The organism is Klebsiella sp. 141161, from assembly GCF_050600815.1.
In the GTDB taxonomy this organism is placed as follows: domain Bacteria; phylum Pseudomonadota; class Gammaproteobacteria; order Enterobacterales; family Enterobacteriaceae; genus Klebsiella; species Klebsiella aerogenes.
This window is the reverse complement of the sequence record NZ_JAQIRN010000011.1, coordinates 78,319-95,977: the sequence shown is the minus strand read 5'-3', so window position 1 is coordinate 95,977 and position 17,659 is coordinate 78,319. Positions and strand designations below refer to the sequence as shown.

Genomic DNA, 17,659 nt, shown 5'->3' with positions numbered 1-17,659 from the left:
CCTGACCCCATGCCGAACTCAGAAGTGAAACGCCGTAGCGCCGATGGTAGTGTGGGGTCTCCCCATGTGAGAGTAGGGAACTGCCAGGCATCAAACAAGAAGAACCCCGTACCGAAAGGTGCGGGGTTTTTTGCTGTGTGGCGTCTATCCCCCGGTGGCGCTGCGCTTACCGGGGCTACAGACCGGCGTCGCAACCCGTAGCCCGGGAAAGGCGCCTCGCGCCGCCCCCGGGGAAAGCCGCTGTCATACCAACGTAAACGAAAGGCTCAGTCGGAAGTCCGGGCCTTTTGTTTTTGTGTTTTGCGGTCAGACGCGTCGCCATCTTCCCCGGTGGCGCTGCGCTTACCGGGGCTACAGACCGCGTAGCAACCCGTAGCCCGGAAAAGGTGCGCAGCACCGCCTCCGGGAAAATCCCACCTATATCACCGCTATTGCCTCTCTAACCAACTCTCAATAAACGTCGCGATCTGTGGAATATTATTTAAATCCAACAGCGGAAGTGACGTCGCGATGGGCACATCGCTGGCCACTGCTATCGTATGTTCATCAATCACTAACTCTTCTACACGATGTCCGCTGTTTTGCCGGAAAAGCAGGATCTTCGGTACAGGTTCATGCTTAAAACCCTCCACCAAAACGAAATCCAACTTTTCCGGATCCATTCTGCTTACCAGCCATTGAAGATCTAATTCGGGTTTATCAGGGGTTTCTGTCATCAGCGCCCAACGCTGCGCGCTTGCGACAATAGTTTGCGAAGCGCCAGCTTTGCGCAATTCGTAACTATCCTTGCCTGGCTTATCGACATCCATATCATGATGAGTGTGCTTAATCAGCCCCGGGCGTAATCCTTTGGCGCAGAGTTCAGGGATCAGGCGTTTTAATAGTGTTGTTTTCCCGGTACCGCTCCATGCGGCGATCGCCAGTAATGGGATCATGATGACTCCTGCATCTGCTGCAAATCATCCAGCGTATTCACATTGATGAATGCTGATTTCACATCGCTGAAATTCACCGGGTGCCCGCCCACTTGACGCATAAAGACCATCACCCGGCGTTCTCCATGAGCCAGATAAGTCTCCAGCTCTGGAATAATTCGTCGGTGGACTAATGCAACGGCGGGATGATCGCGCTCGCCATCGTGTACCCAAACCACCGGCGCTGAAGCTTTCTGTTGTACTAAACGCTCGACCAGAAAAGAGGGGATGAACGGCGTGTCGCAGGGGCAAAATACAAACCATGGGCTATCTATCTGCTGCATAACGGCAAGCATTCCGGCCAGTGGGCCTGGATAATCAGCTTGGGTATCGCGATAAACGGCATATCCGCTGGTATGCCAGTACTCAAGATTACGATTAGCGCTAATCACTAAACTGGCTACCTGCGGCTCTAATGTATCCGCGACGTGACGCCAGAGAGGACGACCATTCAGCAACTGCAATCCCTTATCAACACCGCCCATGCGCGTAGCTCTTCCACCCGCCAGCACGACGCCGGTTATTGCCTCGCTTTGCATATTAATATCGCCTCTTTCATTGTGGGATTGACCCTGTTAACTTGTCCCTATCAAGAGTAAGGAGCATGACTATGAAATGTAAACGCCTGAATGAAGTAATTGAACTTCTCCAGCCCGCCTGGCAAAAAGAACCTGAACTGAACCTGATGCAATTCTTGCAGAAACTGGCGGCTGAAGCAGGTTACAAAGGTGAACTAGCCGATCTTTCTGATGATATTCTGATTTATCACCTGAAGATGCGTGATTCATCGAAAGAGGCTGTCATCCCGGGTATTCAGAAAGATTATGAAGAGGATTTTAAAACCGCACTGTTACGCGCGCGCGGTGTTATTAAAGAGTAAAAGGTTGTAAGTGCTGCCGCGAAACCGGCTACGAGATGATATCCTGAAGCATTCGTACGATTATCGGATGTCAGGATGCACGATAAGGCTTTTACTTTTCAGACGCTTCACCCGGATACCATCATTGATGGATTATTCGATCTGGGAATGCGGGTCGACTCCGGTCTGACTCCGCTTAATAGCTATGAGAACCGTGTTTACCAGTTTCAGGACGAAGACCGCCGCCGCTATGTGGTGAAGTTCTATCGTCCTGAACGCTGGTCTGCAGAACAGATCCTCGAAGAACACCAGTTTGCGCTTCAACTCGTAGAAGATGAAGTGCCCGTTGCCGCGCCGCTCTTATTTAACGACAGCACGCTACATCAACATCAACATCAACATCAAGGATTCTTCTTTGCCGTCTTCCCAAGCCTCGGCGGCCGCCAGTTCGAAGCGGATAATCTTGACCAAATAGAATGGGTCGGGCGCTATCTTGGCCGCCTGCACCAGACCGGTCGTAAGCAGCGTTTTAATGCGCGCCCGGAGATTGGCGTACAAGAATATCTGTTGGAACCACGTCAGGTATTCGAACAGGCGACGCTTATTCCATCTGGCCTGAAGGCTGATTTCCTGAGTGCGGCTGATAAACTCATCGATGCTGTCAGGGCACGGTGGCACGGGCGTGCGGATACGCTTCGTCTGCATGGCGACTGCCACGCCGGCAATATCCTGTGGCGCGATGGTCCGCTGTTTGTTGATTTAGATGATGCCCGCACCGGCCCGGCAGTACAGGATCTCTGGATGCTGCTGAATGGCGATAAAGCCGAACAGCGCATGCAGCTGGAGACCATCATTGAGGCCTATGAAGAATTCAGTCCGTTCAATACGGACGAAATCGCTCTCATCGAACCTTTACGCGCCATGCGTTTAGTTTATTATCTGGCGTGGCTGCTCAGGCGTTGGGACGATCCTGCTTTCCCTATAAATTTCCCATGGTTAACCGGGGAAGATTATTGGCGCGGGCAGACTGCAACATTTTTTGAGCAGGTGAAGGTTCTGCAGGAACCCCCTCTTCAGTTAACGCCAATGTATTAATGTGATATATCAGGAGAGAAATAATCATGAAAAAAATTTGGCTGGCGCTGGCTGGTATGATTCTGGCTTTCAGTGCATCCGCTGCCCAGATCACCGACGGCAAGCAGTACACCACCCTTGATAAGCCGGTTGCAGGCGAACCTCAGGTCCTTGAGTTCTTCTCATTCTACTGCCCGCACTGCTATCAGTTTGAAGAAGTGCTGCACGTTTCCGACAACGTACGTCAGAAACTGCCGGAAGGCACCAAAATGACCAAGTATCACGTTGAATTCCTGGGCCCGTTGGGTAAAGACCTGACCCAGGCGTGGGCTGTGGCGATCGCGCTGGGCGTTGAAGATAAAGTAACCGCGCCGATGTTTGAAGCGGTACAGAAAACCCAAACCGTGCAGTCCACTGCCGACATCCGTAAAGTCTTCGTTGATGCGGGCGTGAAAGGTGAAGATTACGACGCGGCATGGAACAGCTTTGTGGTGAAGTCTCTGGTCGCCCAACAAGAGAAAGCCGCAGCCGATTTACAGCTGCAGGGCGTTCCCGCGATGTTTGTTAATGGTAAATACCAGCTGAACCCGCAGGGTATGGATACCAGCAATATGGACGCGTTTGTCTCCCAGTACGCAGATACTGTGAAACAACTGGTTGAAAAGAAATAAAAAAAATGCCGGTCACTGACCGGCTTTTTTTATCGACTAAATAGTTACGACTTTTCGTTACCTTGCATAATGTCAGTGAGCTGGCGATCTTTTTCTTCCCAAAGCCCATTCAGCCAGCGCTGGAAACCGCGCTTAAAGTTTTTATCATTGACGTAATCACCGTGTAGTTCCTCGCCAATCGGCACCAGATTAATACGTACCACGATGCGCGTCAGGCGACCGCTTAACATATCGTAAAACGGCCTGGCATTATTGTCCGGATAGCACAGCGTAACGTTCAGTAGCTTATCGAACTGTGCGCCGAGGACGTTTAATGCCATCGCAATGCCCGCAGCTTTAGGCGGCAATAGGTTGTGGTAAGGCGAGCGCGTCTCGCGCTTCTTTTCTACGGTAAACCTTGAACCTTCAACGAAATTGACGATGGTTGTCGGATGAGAACGGAATTTTTCACATGAGCGGCGAGTCGTTTCGACGTCTTTACCGCGACGTTCCGGGTGGCGCAGTAAGTAGCCGCGCGAATAACGGCGCATAAAAGGCATATCAAGCGCCCAGCAGGCCAGACCGATAAACGGTACCCAGGCCAACTGCTGCTTGAGGAAGTATTTATTCATCGGGATATGCTTGCGAAACAGAACGCAGAGCACCACGATGTCCGCCCAGCTGTGATGGTTGCTGATAAGCAGATACCAGTTCTTTTTATTCAGCCCTTCCAGCCCCTGAATATCCCATTTCAACCATGGGTTGAGATGCAGCAGCAGCGCCAGTCCTTCGCACCAGCAATACATCATAAAATTGCAAAAAACGGAAATAGAACGCCATACCGCCGGGATAGGTACCAGCAGTTTAATCAGTCCGGCGATGATAATCGGTACGGAACAGATAATGGTGACTAAGATGGTAAGGGCGATACTCAGCGGGAGTGTTATCGCAGCGAGTAATCTCGACATAGTTAGTTTATTCAGAAAGTTAGGCCGGTAAAGAACGTTCTTAAACCGCGCAAGGGGCTGATTTTACCAGAAAACGCGGCAAATAACGGGTCTTACCAGAACAGAAAAAAATGCGAATCTTATATCCACATGGAACATTGAGTCATCATGAAGCATATATAGCCCTGGGTGCATATTTAATTCATTGATATATAATGATTTATAAGATTCTTTGTTACATGGTTTAGGCTTTTTTGGCTGAGGCGATAAAACTATGCACAAAGTTATCCACAGATAATATTGTGCAGCGATTTCCCTCTGCGATGAATCTTTTCGGCTAAATGCGGGAAAAATTCAGGATTTCATGCCCGTCTGTGGCATCCTTTACCCATAATCTGATAAACAGGCACGGAAATTATGGTTCAGATCCCAGAAAACCCTCTCATCCTCGTCGACGGCTCCTCTTACCTATATCGGGCTTACCACGCCTTCCCACCGCTAACCAATAGCGCCGGGGAGCCTACCGGTGCTATGTACGGCGTGCTGAATATGTTGCGTAGCCTGATCCTGCAGTATCAGCCGACGCATGCCGTCGTGGTATTTGATGCCAAAGGGAAAACCTTCCGTGACGAATTGTTTGAGCATTACAAATCACATCGTCCGCCGATGCCGGACGATCTACGTGCGCAGATTGAACCGCTGCACAAGATGGTGAAGGCGATGGGGCTGCCGCTGATGGCGGTGCCTGGCGTTGAAGCGGATGACGTTATCGGCACGCTGGCCCGCGAGGCGGAAAAAGTGGGCCGCCCGGTACTGATCAGCACCGGTGATAAAGATATGGCGCAACTGGTGACGCCGGGCATTACGTTAATCAACACCATGACCAACACTATCCTCGGCCCGGAAGAGGTCGTGAATAAGTACGGCGTACCGCCGGAACTGATTATTGATTTCCTCGCGCTGATGGGCGACTCCTCGGATAACATACCTGGCGTCCCGGGCGTTGGGGAAAAAACGGCGCAGGCGCTACTGCAGGGATTGGGTGGTCTGGATACGCTCTATGCGGAACCAGAAAAAATCGCCGGGCTGACCTTCCGCGGCGCGAAAACGATGGCGGCGAAGCTGGAGCAGAACAAAGAGGTGGCCTACCTCTCTTATCAACTCGCCACAATAAAAACCGATGTGGAGCTGGATCTGGGTTGCGAAGAGCTGTTAGTTGCGCAGCCGGCGGCTGATGAACTGCTGGTGCTCTTTAAGCAATATGAATTCAAACGTTGGATCACCGATGTCGAATCTGGCAAATGGCTACAGGGGAAAGGCGCTAAACCAGCGGCGAAACCAGCTGAAGCCGCGGTGATTGTGGAAGAAGAGGTCGCCGCGACGCTCTCTGCTGAGCATTATGTGACAATCCTGGATGAAGCGACGCTGGTTGAATGGATTGCCAGATTGAAGAAAGCGCCGCTATTCGCTTTTGATACCGAAACGGATAGCCTCGATAACATTTCCGCCAATATGGTGGGTCTGTCATTCGCGATTGAGCCTGGCATCGCGGCTTATGTGCCGGTGGCCCATGATTATCTCGATGCGCCGGACCAGATCCCTCGTGAACGCGTGCTGGAGCTGCTCAAGCCGCTGCTGGAAGATGACAAGGTGCTAAAAGTAGGGCAAAACCTGAAGTACGATCGCGGCATCCTGGCCAACTACGACATTGAACTGCGTGGTATTGCCTTCGACACCATGCTGGAATCCTACACCCTCGACAGCGTCGCGGGCCGACATGATATGGATAGCCTGTCCGATCGCTGGTTGAAACACAAAACCATCACCTTTGAAGAGATTGCCGGTAAGGGGAAAAATCAGCTCACCTTTAATCAGATTGCGCTGGAAGAGGCAGGGCGTTACGCCGCGGAAGATGCTGACGTGACGCTACAACTGCATCTGAAGATGTGGCCGCAACTACAGCAGCATGAAGGCCCGCTGAATATCTTTAAAAATATCGAGATGCCGCTGGTGCCGGTGCTGTCGCGGGTTGAGCGCAACGGCGTGAAGATCGATCCGGCGGTGCTACATGCGCATTCGCAGGAGATCGCTAAGCGTCTGGTTGAGCTGGAACAACGTGCCCATGAGATTGCCGGTGAGGAGTTCAACCTCTCTTCTACCAAACAGTTGCAAACCATCTTGTTTGAAAAGCAGGGCATCAAGCCGCTGAAGAAAACGCCTGGCGGCGCGCCGTCGACTTCTGAAGAGGTGCTGGAGGAACTGGCGCTGGATTATCCGCTGCCGAAGGTGATCCTCGAGTATCGTGGGCTGGCGAAGCTTAAATCGACCTATACCGATAAGCTGCCGCTGATGATTAACCCGAAAACCGGCCGCGTTCATACTTCTTACCATCAGGCGGTGACGGCGACCGGGCGTCTCTCTTCGACCGATCCTAACCTGCAGAACATTCCGGTGCGTAATGACGAAGGTCGCCGTATTCGTCAGGCGTTTATCGCGCCTGAGGATTACCTGATTGTGTCTGCCGACTATTCGCAGATTGAGCTGCGCATCATGGCGCATCTGTCGCGCGATGAAGGGCTGCTGAAGGCTTTTGCTGAAGGTAAGGATATTCACCGTGCCACCGCGGCAGAGGTGTTTGGCTTACCGCTGGAAAGCGTCAGTAATGAACAGCGCCGCAGCGCGAAGGCGATTAACTTTGGCCTGATTTACGGCATGAGCGCATTTGGTCTGGCGCGTCAGCTGAATATCCCGCGTAAAGAAGCGCAGAAGTATATGGATCTCTATTTCGAACGCTACCCGGGCGTACTGGACTACATGGAACGTACCCGCGCGCAGGCGAAAGAGCAGGGTTATGTCGAAACGCTGGAAGGGCGTCGTCTGTATCTGCCGGATATCAAATCCAGCAATGGCGCGCGCCGCGCGGGCGCGGAACGTGCAGCGATTAACGCTCCGATGCAGGGAACGGCGGCGGATATTATTAAACGGGCAATGATCGCCGTTGATGACTGGCTGCTGAGCGAAAAACCGCGCGTGCGGATGATCATGCAGGTGCACGATGAACTGGTGTTTGAAGTGCACAAAGACGATCTGGATAGCGTATCGAAGAAGGTGCATGAGTTAATGGAAAACAGCACCACGCTTGCAGTGCCGTTATTGGTGGAAGTCGGTAGCGGTGAAAACTGGGATCAAGCGCACTAAGTGGGCAATCTGTAAGGCTCTTTTTTGTAAGTTAGCAACATAACTTATAGATTTTTGTGATGGTCATTTGAATTTGTTATGTAAATAGTGAAAAAAAACTACAAAAAATGCTTTATCCATAACCGAAAGAAGAGTAAAGTTATTCGCGTAGGGTACAGAGGTAAGATGTTCTATCTTTCAGACCTTTTACTTCACGTAATCGGATTTGGCTGAATATTTTAGCCGCCCCGGTCATTTATGACCGGGGCGTTTTTTATTGCGCGAAAGAAAAGTTTTACGCGCTGACAACAGCGTAAAATGAACGTCCGGATAGGGCGCTGGGCGCCATTATCCGGAAAAAGCGGGGGTTACTCTGCGTCTTCGGCGGCTTCTTGCGGCGGGATTTCGTTAAACCAGCTATCCAGCTTCTGACGCAATTTATCCACGCCAGTTTTTTTCAGCGAAGAGAAAGGCTCAACCTGGATATCGCCATTGAAGGCCTGTACCGCTTCACGCACCATATTGACCTGCGCTTTACGCGCGCCGCTGGCGAGCTTATCGGCTTTGGTTAGCAGGACCAGCACCTGAATATCGCTTTCTACCGCCCATTCGATCATCTGCTGATCGAGATCTTTCAGCGGATGACGGATATCCATTAACACCACCAGGCCTTTCAGGCACAGACGTTTTTCAAGATACTCACCCAGCGCCTTCTGCCATTTGATTTTCATCTCTTCCGGCACCTGCGCATAGCCATACCCCGGCAAGTCGACCAGGCGTTTACCTTCCGCGACTTCAAACAGGTTGATAAGCTGGGTACGACCCGGCGTTTTTGACGTACGCGCCAGGCTTTTCTGGTTAGTCAGCGTATTAAGGGCGCTGGATTTGCCCGCATTTGAGCGGCCAGCGAATGCCACTTCGATTCCGGTATCGGATGGAAGATGGCGGATATCAGGCGCGCTCGTGACAAAATGCGTCTGTTGATAATTCCAGTTGGTCAAGACTGTCGTCTCCGTAAAATCAGGCTATGGCGGGGATTATACCTGAAAGGGAGAAAAAGACTGTTTTTACCGCACGTCGGCGTTGTAAGTAAAAACCATGCGGTTTGTGAGACATTGTCCATAAGGACTATACGAAATTTGTGAGAAAAACCTGACGCCAAATTCATTGATTATCGTTAAATCAAACTGTTACAGGAAATTCTATATCCTTAAGCTGGCTTTTCATCCTACAGGTGGTTGTCGATTTTCGGCAAAGCGGTAAAGTAGTGGGCAAAGGCGAGGATGCCGGAGGATTACGACTCAGGACGAGGGGTCAGGAGCGCCAGGAGGCGAAGACCAGGATTGTCAGGATGACAAACGTCTGGAGACGTTTTAAAAGGGAAAGGGACAGAACAAGGACCGTTGGAAGCTAAGGGAAAGACAGGGTAAGTCGATAGCTGACATGGAAAGTGGAAACCCGTTAAGGGTTGTGAGTGCGGAAAAAGGCGACAGATTAATCTGTCGCCTTTTTTCTTTGCTTGCTTTCTGCTAGATTCCGCCTCAATTCTATACTGAAGAAAACTGTCTGAAGATCACACATCATGAAAAAACCGGCATCCGCATCGCGCGGTAAAGCACGTGGTAAGTCGCGTGAAGAGTTGAACCAGGAAGCACGCGACCGTAAACGTCAGAAAAAACACCGCGGCCATGCCGCAGGCAGCCGCGCCAGCGGCGGCGATGCTGCTTCAGCAGGCAAAGGCCGCAGCCAGCAGCTGGACCCACGCATTGGCAGCAAAAAACCGATCCCGCTGGGCGTGACTGAAAGCACCCCGGCCGTTAAGCAGCACAAACCAAAGAGCGAGAAACCTATGCTTTCACCGCAGGCTGAGCTGGATTTGCTGGAGAATGATGAGCGCCTGGACGCGCTGCTGGAACGTCTGGAAGAGGGCGGTACCCTGAATGCTGAAGAGCAGGCCTGGGTCGATGCTAAACTGGATCGTATTGACGCGCTGATGCAGCAGCTTGGCCTCTCCTATGATGACGACGAGGACGAGGAAGAAGAAGAGCGTCAGGAAGATATGATGCGTCTGCTGAAGGGTGGAAACTAACGTTTGCATCCCATCGGATTCCCGGTCCTGCTTATAACCCTTCTGGTTATATGTTATCTGCTGTGGTTATTCGTTAAACTAAGACGGTTGTCGCGGCGTCAAAAATGGCTGCGCAACCGGCTCATGACCCGAGGTGCGGTTGGGCCGGCACGGCGTACCCGTCGGCGGCATCATCGGAAGGAGTGAGCATGTCTGAGCAGTTAATCGACTGGGATCTGGCCCTTATCCAGAAATATAACTATTCCGGGCCGCGATATACCTCGTATCCCACCGCGCTGGAGTTTTCTCCGGCGTTCGGCGCTGCTGATTTTGCCGCCGCCGTCGCCCGTTACCCGCAGCGCCCGCTGTCGCTGTACGTCCATATCCCGTTCTGCCATAAGCTCTGCTATTTTTGCGGCTGTAATAAGATTGTCACCCGTCAGCAGCATAAGGCTGACCAGTATCTTGATGTCCTTGAGCAGGAAATTATTCACCGCGCGCCGCTTTTTGCCGGCCGTCAGGTTAGCCAACTGCACTGGGGCGGCGGTACGCCGACCTATCTCAACAAAGCGCAAATCAGCCGCTTGATGAATCTGCTGCGTGGCCACTTCAGCTTTAACGCCGATGCGGAAATCTCCATCGAAGTCGATCCGCGTGAAATCGAACTGGATGTACTGGATCATTTACGATCCGCAGGGTTCAACCGTTTGAGCATGGGGGTGCAGGATTTCAATAAAGAAGTACAGCGCCTGGTGAACCGTGAACAAGATGAAGAATTCATCTTTGCGCTGCTGCGTCATGCGCGTGAGATTGGCTTCACATCGACCAACATCGATTTGATTTACGGTCTGCCGAAGCAAACGCCGGAAAGCTTTGCCTTCACGCTGCAGAAAGTCGCTGAACTCAATCCGGACCGTCTGAGCGTATTTAACTACGCGCATCTGCCCACGCTATTCGCTGCGCAGCGCAAAATTAAAGACGCGGATTTACCGAGCGCAGAGCAGAAACTGGATATCCTGCAGGAAACCATCGCTTCGCTTACCGACGCTGGCTATCAGTTTATCGGTATGGATCACTTTGCCCGGCCGGACGATGAACTCGCAATTGCCCAGCGTGAAGGCGTGCTGCACCGCAACTTCCAGGGGTACACCACCCAGGGCGATACCGACCTGCTCGGAATGGGCGTGTCGGCGATCAGTATGATTGGCGACTGCTATGCGCAGAACCAGAAAGAGCTGAAACAGTATTATCAGCAGGTCGATGAAAGCGGCACCGCGCTGTGGCGGGGTATTGCGTTAACCCGCGATGATTGTATCCGCCGGGATATCATTAAGGCCCTGATTTGCAACTTCCGTCTTGAGTTCTCGGCGGTTGAAACGCAGTGGGATCTTATCTTCAACGATTACTTTGCCGAAGATATGAAATTGCTGGCGCCGCTGGCGAAAGACGGGCTGGTGGATGTGGATGAAAAAGGAATACAGGTTACGGCAAAAGGCCGTCTGTTGATTCGTAATATCTGTATGTGCTTCGATGCCTATCTGCGGCAGAAAGCGCGCCTGCAGCAGTTCTCTCGCGTTATTTAAGCGAATCCCGGTGAGCCAGCTCACCGGGCGTTCATTTCACCGCTGAGTCCGGTGTTATTCCATTCCCAGCTCTTTTAGCTTCCGCGTTAACGTATTTCGCCCCCATCCTAGCAGACGAGCAGCTTCCTGCTTATGCCCTTGCGTATGGCGCAGCGCGGTGGTGAGCAGTGCACGCTCCATCTCCGGCTGCGCTTCTGATAGCAGGTTTTGATGACCGGAACGCAGGGCGCGGTCGGCCCATTGCCCCAGCAGCGTCGCCCAGCTATCCGGTTGGAGTTGCGTTGGGCTATCGGGAATCGACGTTTCGAACAGCTCGGACGGCAGATCTTGGGTCAGTACCTCCTGGCCTGCTGCCATCACCGTTAGCCAGCGACAGGTGTTCTCCAGCTGTCGCACGTTACCGGGCCAGGCCAGTCGCGTCAGCGCCGCTTCCGTTTCCGGATGCAATTGCTTGGCTTCGACGCCCAGTTCACGGGCGGCAATCTGCAGGAAGTGGCGCGCCAGGCGTGGAATATCTTCCCGGCGTTCGCGCAGCGGCGGCAAATGCACGCGAATCACGTTCAGGCGATGGAACAAATCTTCACGGAACTTTCCTTCCTGCACGCGTAGCTCAAGGTTCTGGTGAGTCGCGGCAATAATCCGCACATCGACTTTCACCGGCGCATAGCCGCCAACGCGATAAAATTGGCCGTCAGCCAGCACGCGCAGCAGTCGCGTCTGAACATCCAGCGGCATATCGCCAATTTCATCAAGGAACAGCGTACCGCCATCGGCCTGCTCAAAACGCCCCTGACGGACGGTATTGGCGCCGGTAAAAGCTCCTTTTTCATGGCCGAACAGTTCCGATTCAATTAAATCTTTCGGAATGGCCGCCATGTTAAGGGCGATAAACGGCGATTTGGCGCGTGGACTGTGGCGATGCAGCGCGTGGGCGACCAGCTCTTTACCGGTACCTGATTCGCCGTTGATCAGTACGCTGATTGAGGAGCGTGACAGGCGGCCAATGATGCGAAACACATCCTGCATCGCCGGCGCTTCGCCAATAATATCGGCCGTCGGGCTGCTGACCGGCGTATTACGCGGCTGCTGCTGCTCCTGATAATGGCTAATCGCACGGTCAACCAGCGCTACAGCCTCATCAATATCAAAAGGTTTCGGCAGGTAATCAAAGGCCCCCTGCTGATAGGCGCTGACGGCGGCATCGAGATCCGAGTGCGCGGTCATAATGATGACCGGAAGCATCGGATGGCGTTGTTTAATCTGCTTTAACAGCGCCAGGCCGTCCATCCCAGGCATGCGAATGTCGGAAAGTAAAACGTCCGGCGTTTTGGTAGTGAGGGCATCAAGCACCTCATTGCCGCTCTCAAACGTGGTGCAGCTTAAACCCGCTCCGGTGAGTGCGCGTTCAAGCACCCAACGGATGGAGCTATCGTCATCGACTACCCAGGCTATCCCTCGTTGCATAAACACCTCTATTTCCGAATAGGCAGGTATACCGAGAACTCGGTATGGCCAGGCCAACTGGTAAATTCAATTTTGCCGGAGTGCTGATCGATAAGACTGCGGGCGATGGAAAGCCCAAGACCGGTGCCGCCTTCGCGGCCGCTAACCATGGGGTAAAACAGCGTATCCTGCAGATGGGGCGGGATACCGGGCCCGTTATCTTCCACGTCGATACGCGCCGCCAGACGGTAACGTACGCCGTGGAGCGTGAGCTGAAAGGCGGTACGGGTGCGCAGGATGATTTCGCCGCCTTCGGGCCCCAGGGCCTGCAGCGCGTTGCGCACGATATTCAGCAACACTTGCTCGATTTGTTCCGGGTCGTGGGCCAGCTCAGGCAGGCTCGGGTCGTAATCACGGATCAGTTTGACGTTATCCGGCAACTCCATGGAGACCAGCGCCACCACGCGCTCCGCGACTTTATGAATGCTTTCTGTGATGTGCATACCGGGATGCTGCGGCCCCAGCAGGCGATCGACCAGGTTACGTAACCTGTCTGCCTGTTCAATAATCACCTGGGTATATTCCATCAGCGCGGGATCCGGTAGCGCTTTACTCAATAGCTGTGCCGCGCCGCGCAGGCCGCCGAGTGGGTTTTTAATCTCATGCGCCAGACCGCGCACTAAATCGCGCGCCGCCACCTGCTGAGCATGCTGCAGCTGTTCCTGGCTCAAACGTCGCTGATTATCCATCGGCGACATCTCAAGCAGGATATAGCCTTCAGGCAGGCGCTGAGCGGTGAGGGAGAGAATGTGCGAGCGGCCGTCAATCACCAGCGTCACTTCATTATCCGTGAAGCCCTGACCCGCCTGCAGGCTCTCCTGCATCAGGCCAATGTTTAACGAAAAGTAGCTCAGCAATTCTGGCAGCGGTGTACCGAATAATTTACGCGAACTTTGCGCCAGTAACTGCTGGGCAGCCGGGTTGGCATAATGCACCGCGAGGTCGTCATCGACTAATAAAATGCTGTGGATCAGCGAGTTGAGGATCTGCCCAGCATCGGGCTGTGTGCCTGTTGCCATCTGACAGTCTCCTGAAATGGTTGCACTATTTTAGTGCAGTATAGCTTTTTATTGGTAAAAAGCGCGAGAGATCAGCGTGTTGCTGGTGAAAAAAGCCCATCCTGAGATGGGCTGAAAGTTTCCACGGCAACAAAACATCCCTGGTGTCCCGTGCCACAACACGGGAACACCATGGATTTACAGCAAAATCAGACGCTGTAGTACAGTTCGAACTCAACCGGGTGCGGAGTCATACGTACGCGGTCGTTTTCTTCAATGCGCAGGGCGATGTAAGCATCGATAGCTTCGTCAGTGAAGACGCCGCCTGCGGTCAGGAACTCGCGGTCTGCGTCCAGAGCCTGCAGGGCTTCTTCCAGAGAACCTGCAACCTGCGGGATTTCTTTCGCTTCTTCCGGCGGCAGATCGTACAGGTTTTTGTCCATCGCATCGCCAGGATGGATTTTGTTTTTAATACCGTCCAGACCGGCCATCAGCAGCGCGGCAAAGCACAGGTATGGGTTGGCAGCCGGGTCCGGGAAGCGCACTTCGATACGACGCGCTTTCGGCGAGGCAACCACCGGAATACGGATGGAAGCAGAGCGGTTACGGGCGGAGTAAGCCAGCATAACCGGCGCTTCGTAACCCGGGACCAGACGCTTGTAGGAGTTGGTGGTCGGGTTCGCTAGGGCGTTGATCGCTTTAGCGTGCTTGATAACGCCGCCGATGTAGTGCAGCGCTTGCTCAGACAGTCCCGCGTATTTGTCGCCGGAGAACAGGTTTACGCCGTTCTTGGACAGGGACATGTGGCAGTGCATGCCGGAACCGTTATCGCCAAACATTGGTTTTGGCATGAAGGTTGCGGTTTTACCGAAACGGTGAGCGACGTTGTGTACAACGTATTTGTAGATCTGAATTTCGTCCGCTTTTTTGGTCATGGTGTTGAAGCGGGTGGCGATTTCGTTCTGACCTGCAGTTGCCACTTCGTGGTGGTGAGCTTCAACAACCAGGCCCATCTCTTCCATGATCATACACATGGTAGAACGGATGTCCTGAGAGGAGTCTACCGGCGGAACCGGGAAGTAACCGCCTTTCACGCCCGGACGGTGGCCTTTGTTGCCGCCTTCGTATTTGGTAGAAGAGTTCCATGCGCCTTCGATATCGTCAATGGCCACGTGGGAACCAGAGATGGATGCGCCAAAGCGGATGTCGTCGAACAGGAAGAATTCTGGTTCCGGCCCGAACAGCACGGTGTCGGCGATGCCGGTGGCGCGCAGGTATTCTTCAGCGCGCTTGGCGATAGAGCGCGGGTCGCGGTCGTAGCCCTGCAGGGTGCCTGGTTCCAGGATATCGCAGCGGATGATCAGCGTCGGTTCTTCGTAGAACGGGTCGATCAGCGCCGTGGTGGCATCCGGCATCAGGACCATGTCGGATTCGTTAATACCTTTCCAACCGCCAATCGAGGAGCCATCAAACATTTTGCCTTCTTCAAAGAATTCGGCATTTACCTGATGGGAAGGAATCGTGACGTGCTGTTCTTTACCTTTGGTATCGGTGAAGCGCAGATCGACAAACTTCACTTCGTGCTCGTTCAGCATCGTCAAAACGTGTTCAGCGGACATACTTAAACTCTCCCGGATTGGTCATTGTCGTCGTGGTAACGAACTTCTTACTGCTTAAAAGTGGCGTTGTTGCCTTAAAAAATATAAAGCGAAATCTGTGCCAACTTTTAAAAGTACGGTAAAACGCTGTATCATGCGCACCATAGTGCAAAAGGACTGCACCATGATGGAGATAATGCACCAAAATAGTGCTTCAATGTGAACGTTGAGCACCATTTTGGTGCAATTTTTATTACGGTGCCCTTTTATCGCTCCGTGAAAGCGGTCACAAACAAACTCTGCAATACTTGTTTGCGGAGGATCTTTGTGATCCTGTTCAGTCCTTCGCTTAATACGTGTACAATAACGCGCTATTTCTAATGCCTGAGGCAAAGTTGTGATCGAAAATCTGCGTAATATCGCCATCATCGCGCACGTCGACCATGGTAAAACTACCTTGGTTGATAAGCTGCTACAGCAATCCGGTACGTTCGACGCACGTACTGAAGCACAAGAACGTGTGATGGACTCCAACGATTTGGAGAAAGAGCGTGGGATTACCATCCTCGCTAAAAACACTGCAATCAAATGGAATGATTACCGTATCAACATCGTTGATACCCCAGGGCACGCCGACTTCGGAGGTGAAGTTGAGCGTGTTATGTCCATGGTTGACTCTGTGCTGCTGGTGGTTGATGCCTTTGACGGCCCGATGCCGCAGACGCGCTTTGTTACCAAAAAAGCGTTTGCTCACGGTCTGAAGCCGATCGTGGTCATCAACAAAGTTGACCGTCCGGGCGCGCGTCCGGATTGGGTTGTCGACCAGGTATTCGACCTGTTCGTTAACCTCGACGCGACCGACGAACAGCTGGACTTCCCGATCGTTTACGCTTCCGCGCTGAACGGTATCGCGGGTCTGGACCACGAAGACATGGCTGACGACATGACCCCGCTGTACCAGGCGATTGTTGACCGTGTACCGGCGCCGGACGTTGACCTTGACGGTCCGCTGCAGATGCAAATCTCCCAGCTCGACTACAACAACTACGTTGGCGTAATCGGCATTGGTCGCATCAAGCGCGGTAAAGTGAAGCCGAACCAGCAGATCACTATCATCGATAGCGAAGGGAAAACCCGTAACGGTAAAGTCGGTAAAGTACTGACTCACCTGGGCCTCGAGCGTATCGAGAGCGATGTAGCCGAAGCCGGCGACATCATCGCGATCACCGGTCTGGGCGAGCTGAACATCTCCGACACCATCTGCGACCCGCAGAACGTCGAAGCGCTGCCGGCGCTGTCTGTTGATGAGCCGACCGTATCTATGTTCTTCAACGTCAACACCTCTCCGTTCTGCGGTAAAGAAGGTAAGTTCGTTACCTCTCGCCAGATCCTGGACCGTCTGAACAAAGAGCTGGTGCACAACGTTGCGCTGCGCGTTGAAGAAACCGAAGACGCCGATGCGTTCCGCGTTTCTGGCCGTGGCGAACTGCACCTGTCCGTTCTGATTGAAAACATGCGTCGTGAAGGTTTCGAGATGGCGGTTTCCCGTCCGAAAGTTATCTTCCGCGAAATCGATGGCCGTAAACAAGAGCCATTCGAAAACGTAACGCTGGACGTCGAAGAGCAGCACCAGGGGTCTGTCATGCAGGCGCTGGGCGAGCGTAAAGGCGACCTGAAAAACATGAATCCAGACGGTAAAGGCCGCGTACGTCTCGACTACGTGATCCCAAGCCGTGGTCTGATCGGCTTCCGTTCAGAGTTCATGACCATGACTTCCGGTACCGGTCTGCTGTACTCCACCTTCAGCCACTACGACGATGTTCGTCCGGGCGAAGTGGGCCAGCGTAACAACGGCGTACTGATCTCTAACGGTCAGGGTAAAGCGGTTGCGTTCGCACTGTTCGGCCTGCAGGATCGCGGTAAGCTGTTCCTCGGCCACGGTGCTGAAGTTTACGAAGGTCAGATTATCGGTATTCACAGCCGTTCTAACGACCTGACCGTAAACTGCCTGACCGGTAAGAAACTGACCAACATGCGTGCGTCCGGTACTGACGAAGCAACGGTTCTGGTTCCGCCGGTTAAGATGACCCTGGAGCAGGCTCTGGAGTTCATCGATGACGACGAACTGGTAGAAGTTACTCCGACGTCTATCCGTATCCGTAAACGTCACCTGACCGAGAACGACCGTAAACGCGCTATGCGCGGTGCGAAAGAAGAGTAATTACCCT

14 protein-coding genes and 1 rRNA gene are annotated in these 17,659 nt (G+C 53.0%); 8 read left to right on the top strand and 7 right to left on the bottom strand.

The window, feature by feature from the left end; genetic code table 11:
• A 5S ribosomal RNA gene (rrf, locus tag PGR79_RS22485) occupies window positions 1–89 on the top strand; the annotation flags it as partial.
• A 339-nt stretch (window positions 90–428) separates the two neighbouring features.
• On the opposite strand, the gene mobB is transcribed toward rrf, so the two are convergent.
• On the bottom strand, window positions 429–935 hold the full coding sequence (gene mobB, locus PGR79_RS22480; RefSeq protein ID WP_271032444.1) for a molybdopterin-guanine dinucleotide biosynthesis protein MobB: 507 nt from the start codon (window positions 933–935) through the stop codon (window positions 429–431).
• Entirely contained in the window at window positions 932–1,513 is a 582-nt protein-coding gene (gene mobA, locus PGR79_RS22475) for a molybdenum cofactor guanylyltransferase MobA (protein WP_430922541.1), read from the bottom strand. Before mobA ends, mobB begins: the two co-directional genes overlap by 4 nt.
• 71 nt (window positions 1,514–1,584) lie before the next feature.
• Between mobA and PGR79_RS22470 the strand changes: the two genes are divergently transcribed.
• From PGR79_RS22470 to dsbA, 3 genes are all read left to right on the top strand, one after another.
• Window positions 1,585–1,854, top strand: a complete 270-nt coding sequence (locus PGR79_RS22470) for a YihD family protein (protein WP_015368982.1) — start codon at window positions 1,585–1,587, stop codon at window positions 1,852–1,854.
• 75 nt (window positions 1,855–1,929) lie between these two features.
• On the top strand, window positions 1,930–2,928 hold the full coding sequence (locus tag PGR79_RS22465; RefSeq protein ID WP_430922539.1) for a serine/threonine protein kinase: 999 nt from the start codon (window positions 1,930–1,932) through the stop codon (window positions 2,926–2,928).
• Between the two features lie 26 nt (window positions 2,929–2,954).
• On the top strand, window positions 2,955–3,578 hold the full coding sequence (dsbA, locus tag PGR79_RS22460; protein WP_015368980.1) for a thiol:disulfide interchange protein DsbA: 624 nt from the start codon (window positions 2,955–2,957) through the stop codon (window positions 3,576–3,578).
• A gap of 44 nt (window positions 3,579–3,622) precedes the next feature.
• Here the strand turns inward: dsbA and PGR79_RS22455 are convergent, their stop codons facing one another.
• On the bottom strand, window positions 3,623–4,525 hold the full coding sequence (locus PGR79_RS22455) for an acyltransferase (RefSeq protein WP_047054470.1): 903 nt from the start codon (window positions 4,523–4,525) through the stop codon (window positions 3,623–3,625).
• 396 nt (window positions 4,526–4,921) lie between these two features.
• On the opposite strand from PGR79_RS22455, the gene polA reads away from it, so the two are divergent.
• Window positions 4,922–7,702, top strand: coding sequence for a DNA polymerase I (gene polA, locus PGR79_RS22450; RefSeq protein WP_430922537.1), 2,781 nt, complete (start codon window positions 4,922–4,924; stop codon window positions 7,700–7,702).
• 347 nt (window positions 7,703–8,049) lie between these two features.
• Here the strand turns inward: polA and yihA are convergent, their stop codons facing one another.
• The gene (gene yihA, locus PGR79_RS22445; RefSeq protein WP_087858755.1) at window positions 8,050–8,682 is read right to left on the bottom strand and encodes a ribosome biogenesis GTP-binding protein YihA/YsxC; all 633 of its coding nucleotides are present in this window, start codon (window positions 8,680–8,682) and stop codon (window positions 8,050–8,052) included.
• A 581-nt stretch (window positions 8,683–9,263) separates the two neighbouring features.
• On the opposite strand from yihA, the gene yihI reads away from it, so the two are divergent.
• Together yihI and hemN are read left to right on the top strand one after the other, a co-directional pair.
• Complete coding sequence (yihI, locus tag PGR79_RS22440; RefSeq protein ID WP_113374883.1) at window positions 9,264–9,770, top strand: Der GTPase-activating protein YihI; 507 nt, start codon at window positions 9,264–9,266, stop codon at window positions 9,768–9,770.
• Between the two features lie 188 nt (window positions 9,771–9,958).
• Window positions 9,959–11,332, top strand: a complete 1,374-nt coding sequence (hemN, locus tag PGR79_RS22435) for an oxygen-independent coproporphyrinogen III oxidase (protein WP_087858754.1) — start codon at window positions 9,959–9,961, stop codon at window positions 11,330–11,332.
• Between the two features lie 54 nt (window positions 11,333–11,386).
• Here the strand turns inward: hemN and glnG are convergent, their stop codons facing one another.
• From glnG to glnA, 3 genes are all read right to left on the bottom strand, one after another.
• The gene (gene glnG, locus PGR79_RS22430) at window positions 11,387–12,796 is read right to left on the bottom strand and encodes a nitrogen regulation protein NR(I) (RefSeq protein ID WP_087858753.1); all 1,410 of its coding nucleotides are present in this window, start codon (window positions 12,794–12,796) and stop codon (window positions 11,387–11,389) included.
• Window positions 12,797–12,804: 8 nt separating this feature from the next.
• Window positions 12,805–13,854 carry a nitrogen regulation protein NR(II) gene (glnL, locus tag PGR79_RS22425; protein WP_015368972.1) on the bottom strand — a complete coding sequence of 350 codons (1,050 nt, stop codon included), beginning with the start codon at window positions 13,852–13,854 and terminating at the stop codon, window positions 12,805–12,807.
• Between the two features lie 188 nt (window positions 13,855–14,042).
• A complete protein-coding gene (gene glnA, locus PGR79_RS22420) occupies window positions 14,043–15,452 on the bottom strand; it encodes a glutamate--ammonia ligase (RefSeq protein WP_015368971.1) in 1,410 nt (469 codons plus the stop codon).
• 376 nt (window positions 15,453–15,828) lie between these two features.
• On the opposite strand from glnA, the gene typA reads away from it, so the two are divergent.
• On the top strand, window positions 15,829–17,652 hold the full coding sequence (typA, locus tag PGR79_RS22415) for a ribosome-dependent GTPase TypA (RefSeq protein ID WP_045378776.1): 1,824 nt from the start codon (window positions 15,829–15,831) through the stop codon (window positions 17,650–17,652).
• Window positions 17,653–17,659: the final 7 nt, after the last annotated feature.

Excerpts from the sequence above, each read along its gene's own strand:
- mobB (WP_271032444.1), bottom strand. The coding sequence starts at position 935 with ATGATCCCATTACTGGCGATCGCCGCATGGAGCGGTACCGGGAAAACA.
- mobA (WP_430922541.1), bottom strand. The coding sequence starts at position 1,513 with ATGCAAAGCGAGGCAATAACCGGCGTCGTGCTGGCGGGTGGAAGAGCT.
- PGR79_RS22470 (WP_015368982.1), top strand. The coding sequence starts at position 1,585 with ATGAAATGTAAACGCCTGAATGAAGTAATTGAACTTCTCCAGCCCGCC.
- PGR79_RS22465 (WP_430922539.1), top strand. The coding sequence starts at position 1,930 with ATGCACGATAAGGCTTTTACTTTTCAGACGCTTCACCCGGATACCATC.
- dsbA (WP_015368980.1), top strand. The coding sequence starts at position 2,955 with ATGAAAAAAATTTGGCTGGCGCTGGCTGGTATGATTCTGGCTTTCAGT.
- PGR79_RS22455 (WP_047054470.1), bottom strand. The coding sequence starts at position 4,525 with ATGTCGAGATTACTCGCTGCGATAACACTCCCGCTGAGTATCGCCCTT.
- polA (WP_430922537.1), top strand. The coding sequence starts at position 4,922 with ATGGTTCAGATCCCAGAAAACCCTCTCATCCTCGTCGACGGCTCCTCT.
- yihI (WP_113374883.1), top strand. The coding sequence starts at position 9,264 with ATGAAAAAACCGGCATCCGCATCGCGCGGTAAAGCACGTGGTAAGTCG.
- hemN (WP_087858754.1), top strand. The coding sequence starts at position 9,959 with ATGTCTGAGCAGTTAATCGACTGGGATCTGGCCCTTATCCAGAAATAT.
- glnG (WP_087858753.1), bottom strand. The coding sequence starts at position 12,796 with ATGCAACGAGGGATAGCCTGGGTAGTCGATGACGATAGCTCCATCCGT.
- glnL (WP_015368972.1), bottom strand. The coding sequence starts at position 13,854 with ATGGCAACAGGCACACAGCCCGATGCTGGGCAGATCCTCAACTCGCTG.
- glnA (WP_015368971.1), bottom strand. The coding sequence starts at position 15,452 with ATGTCCGCTGAACACGTTTTGACGATGCTGAACGAGCACGAAGTGAAG.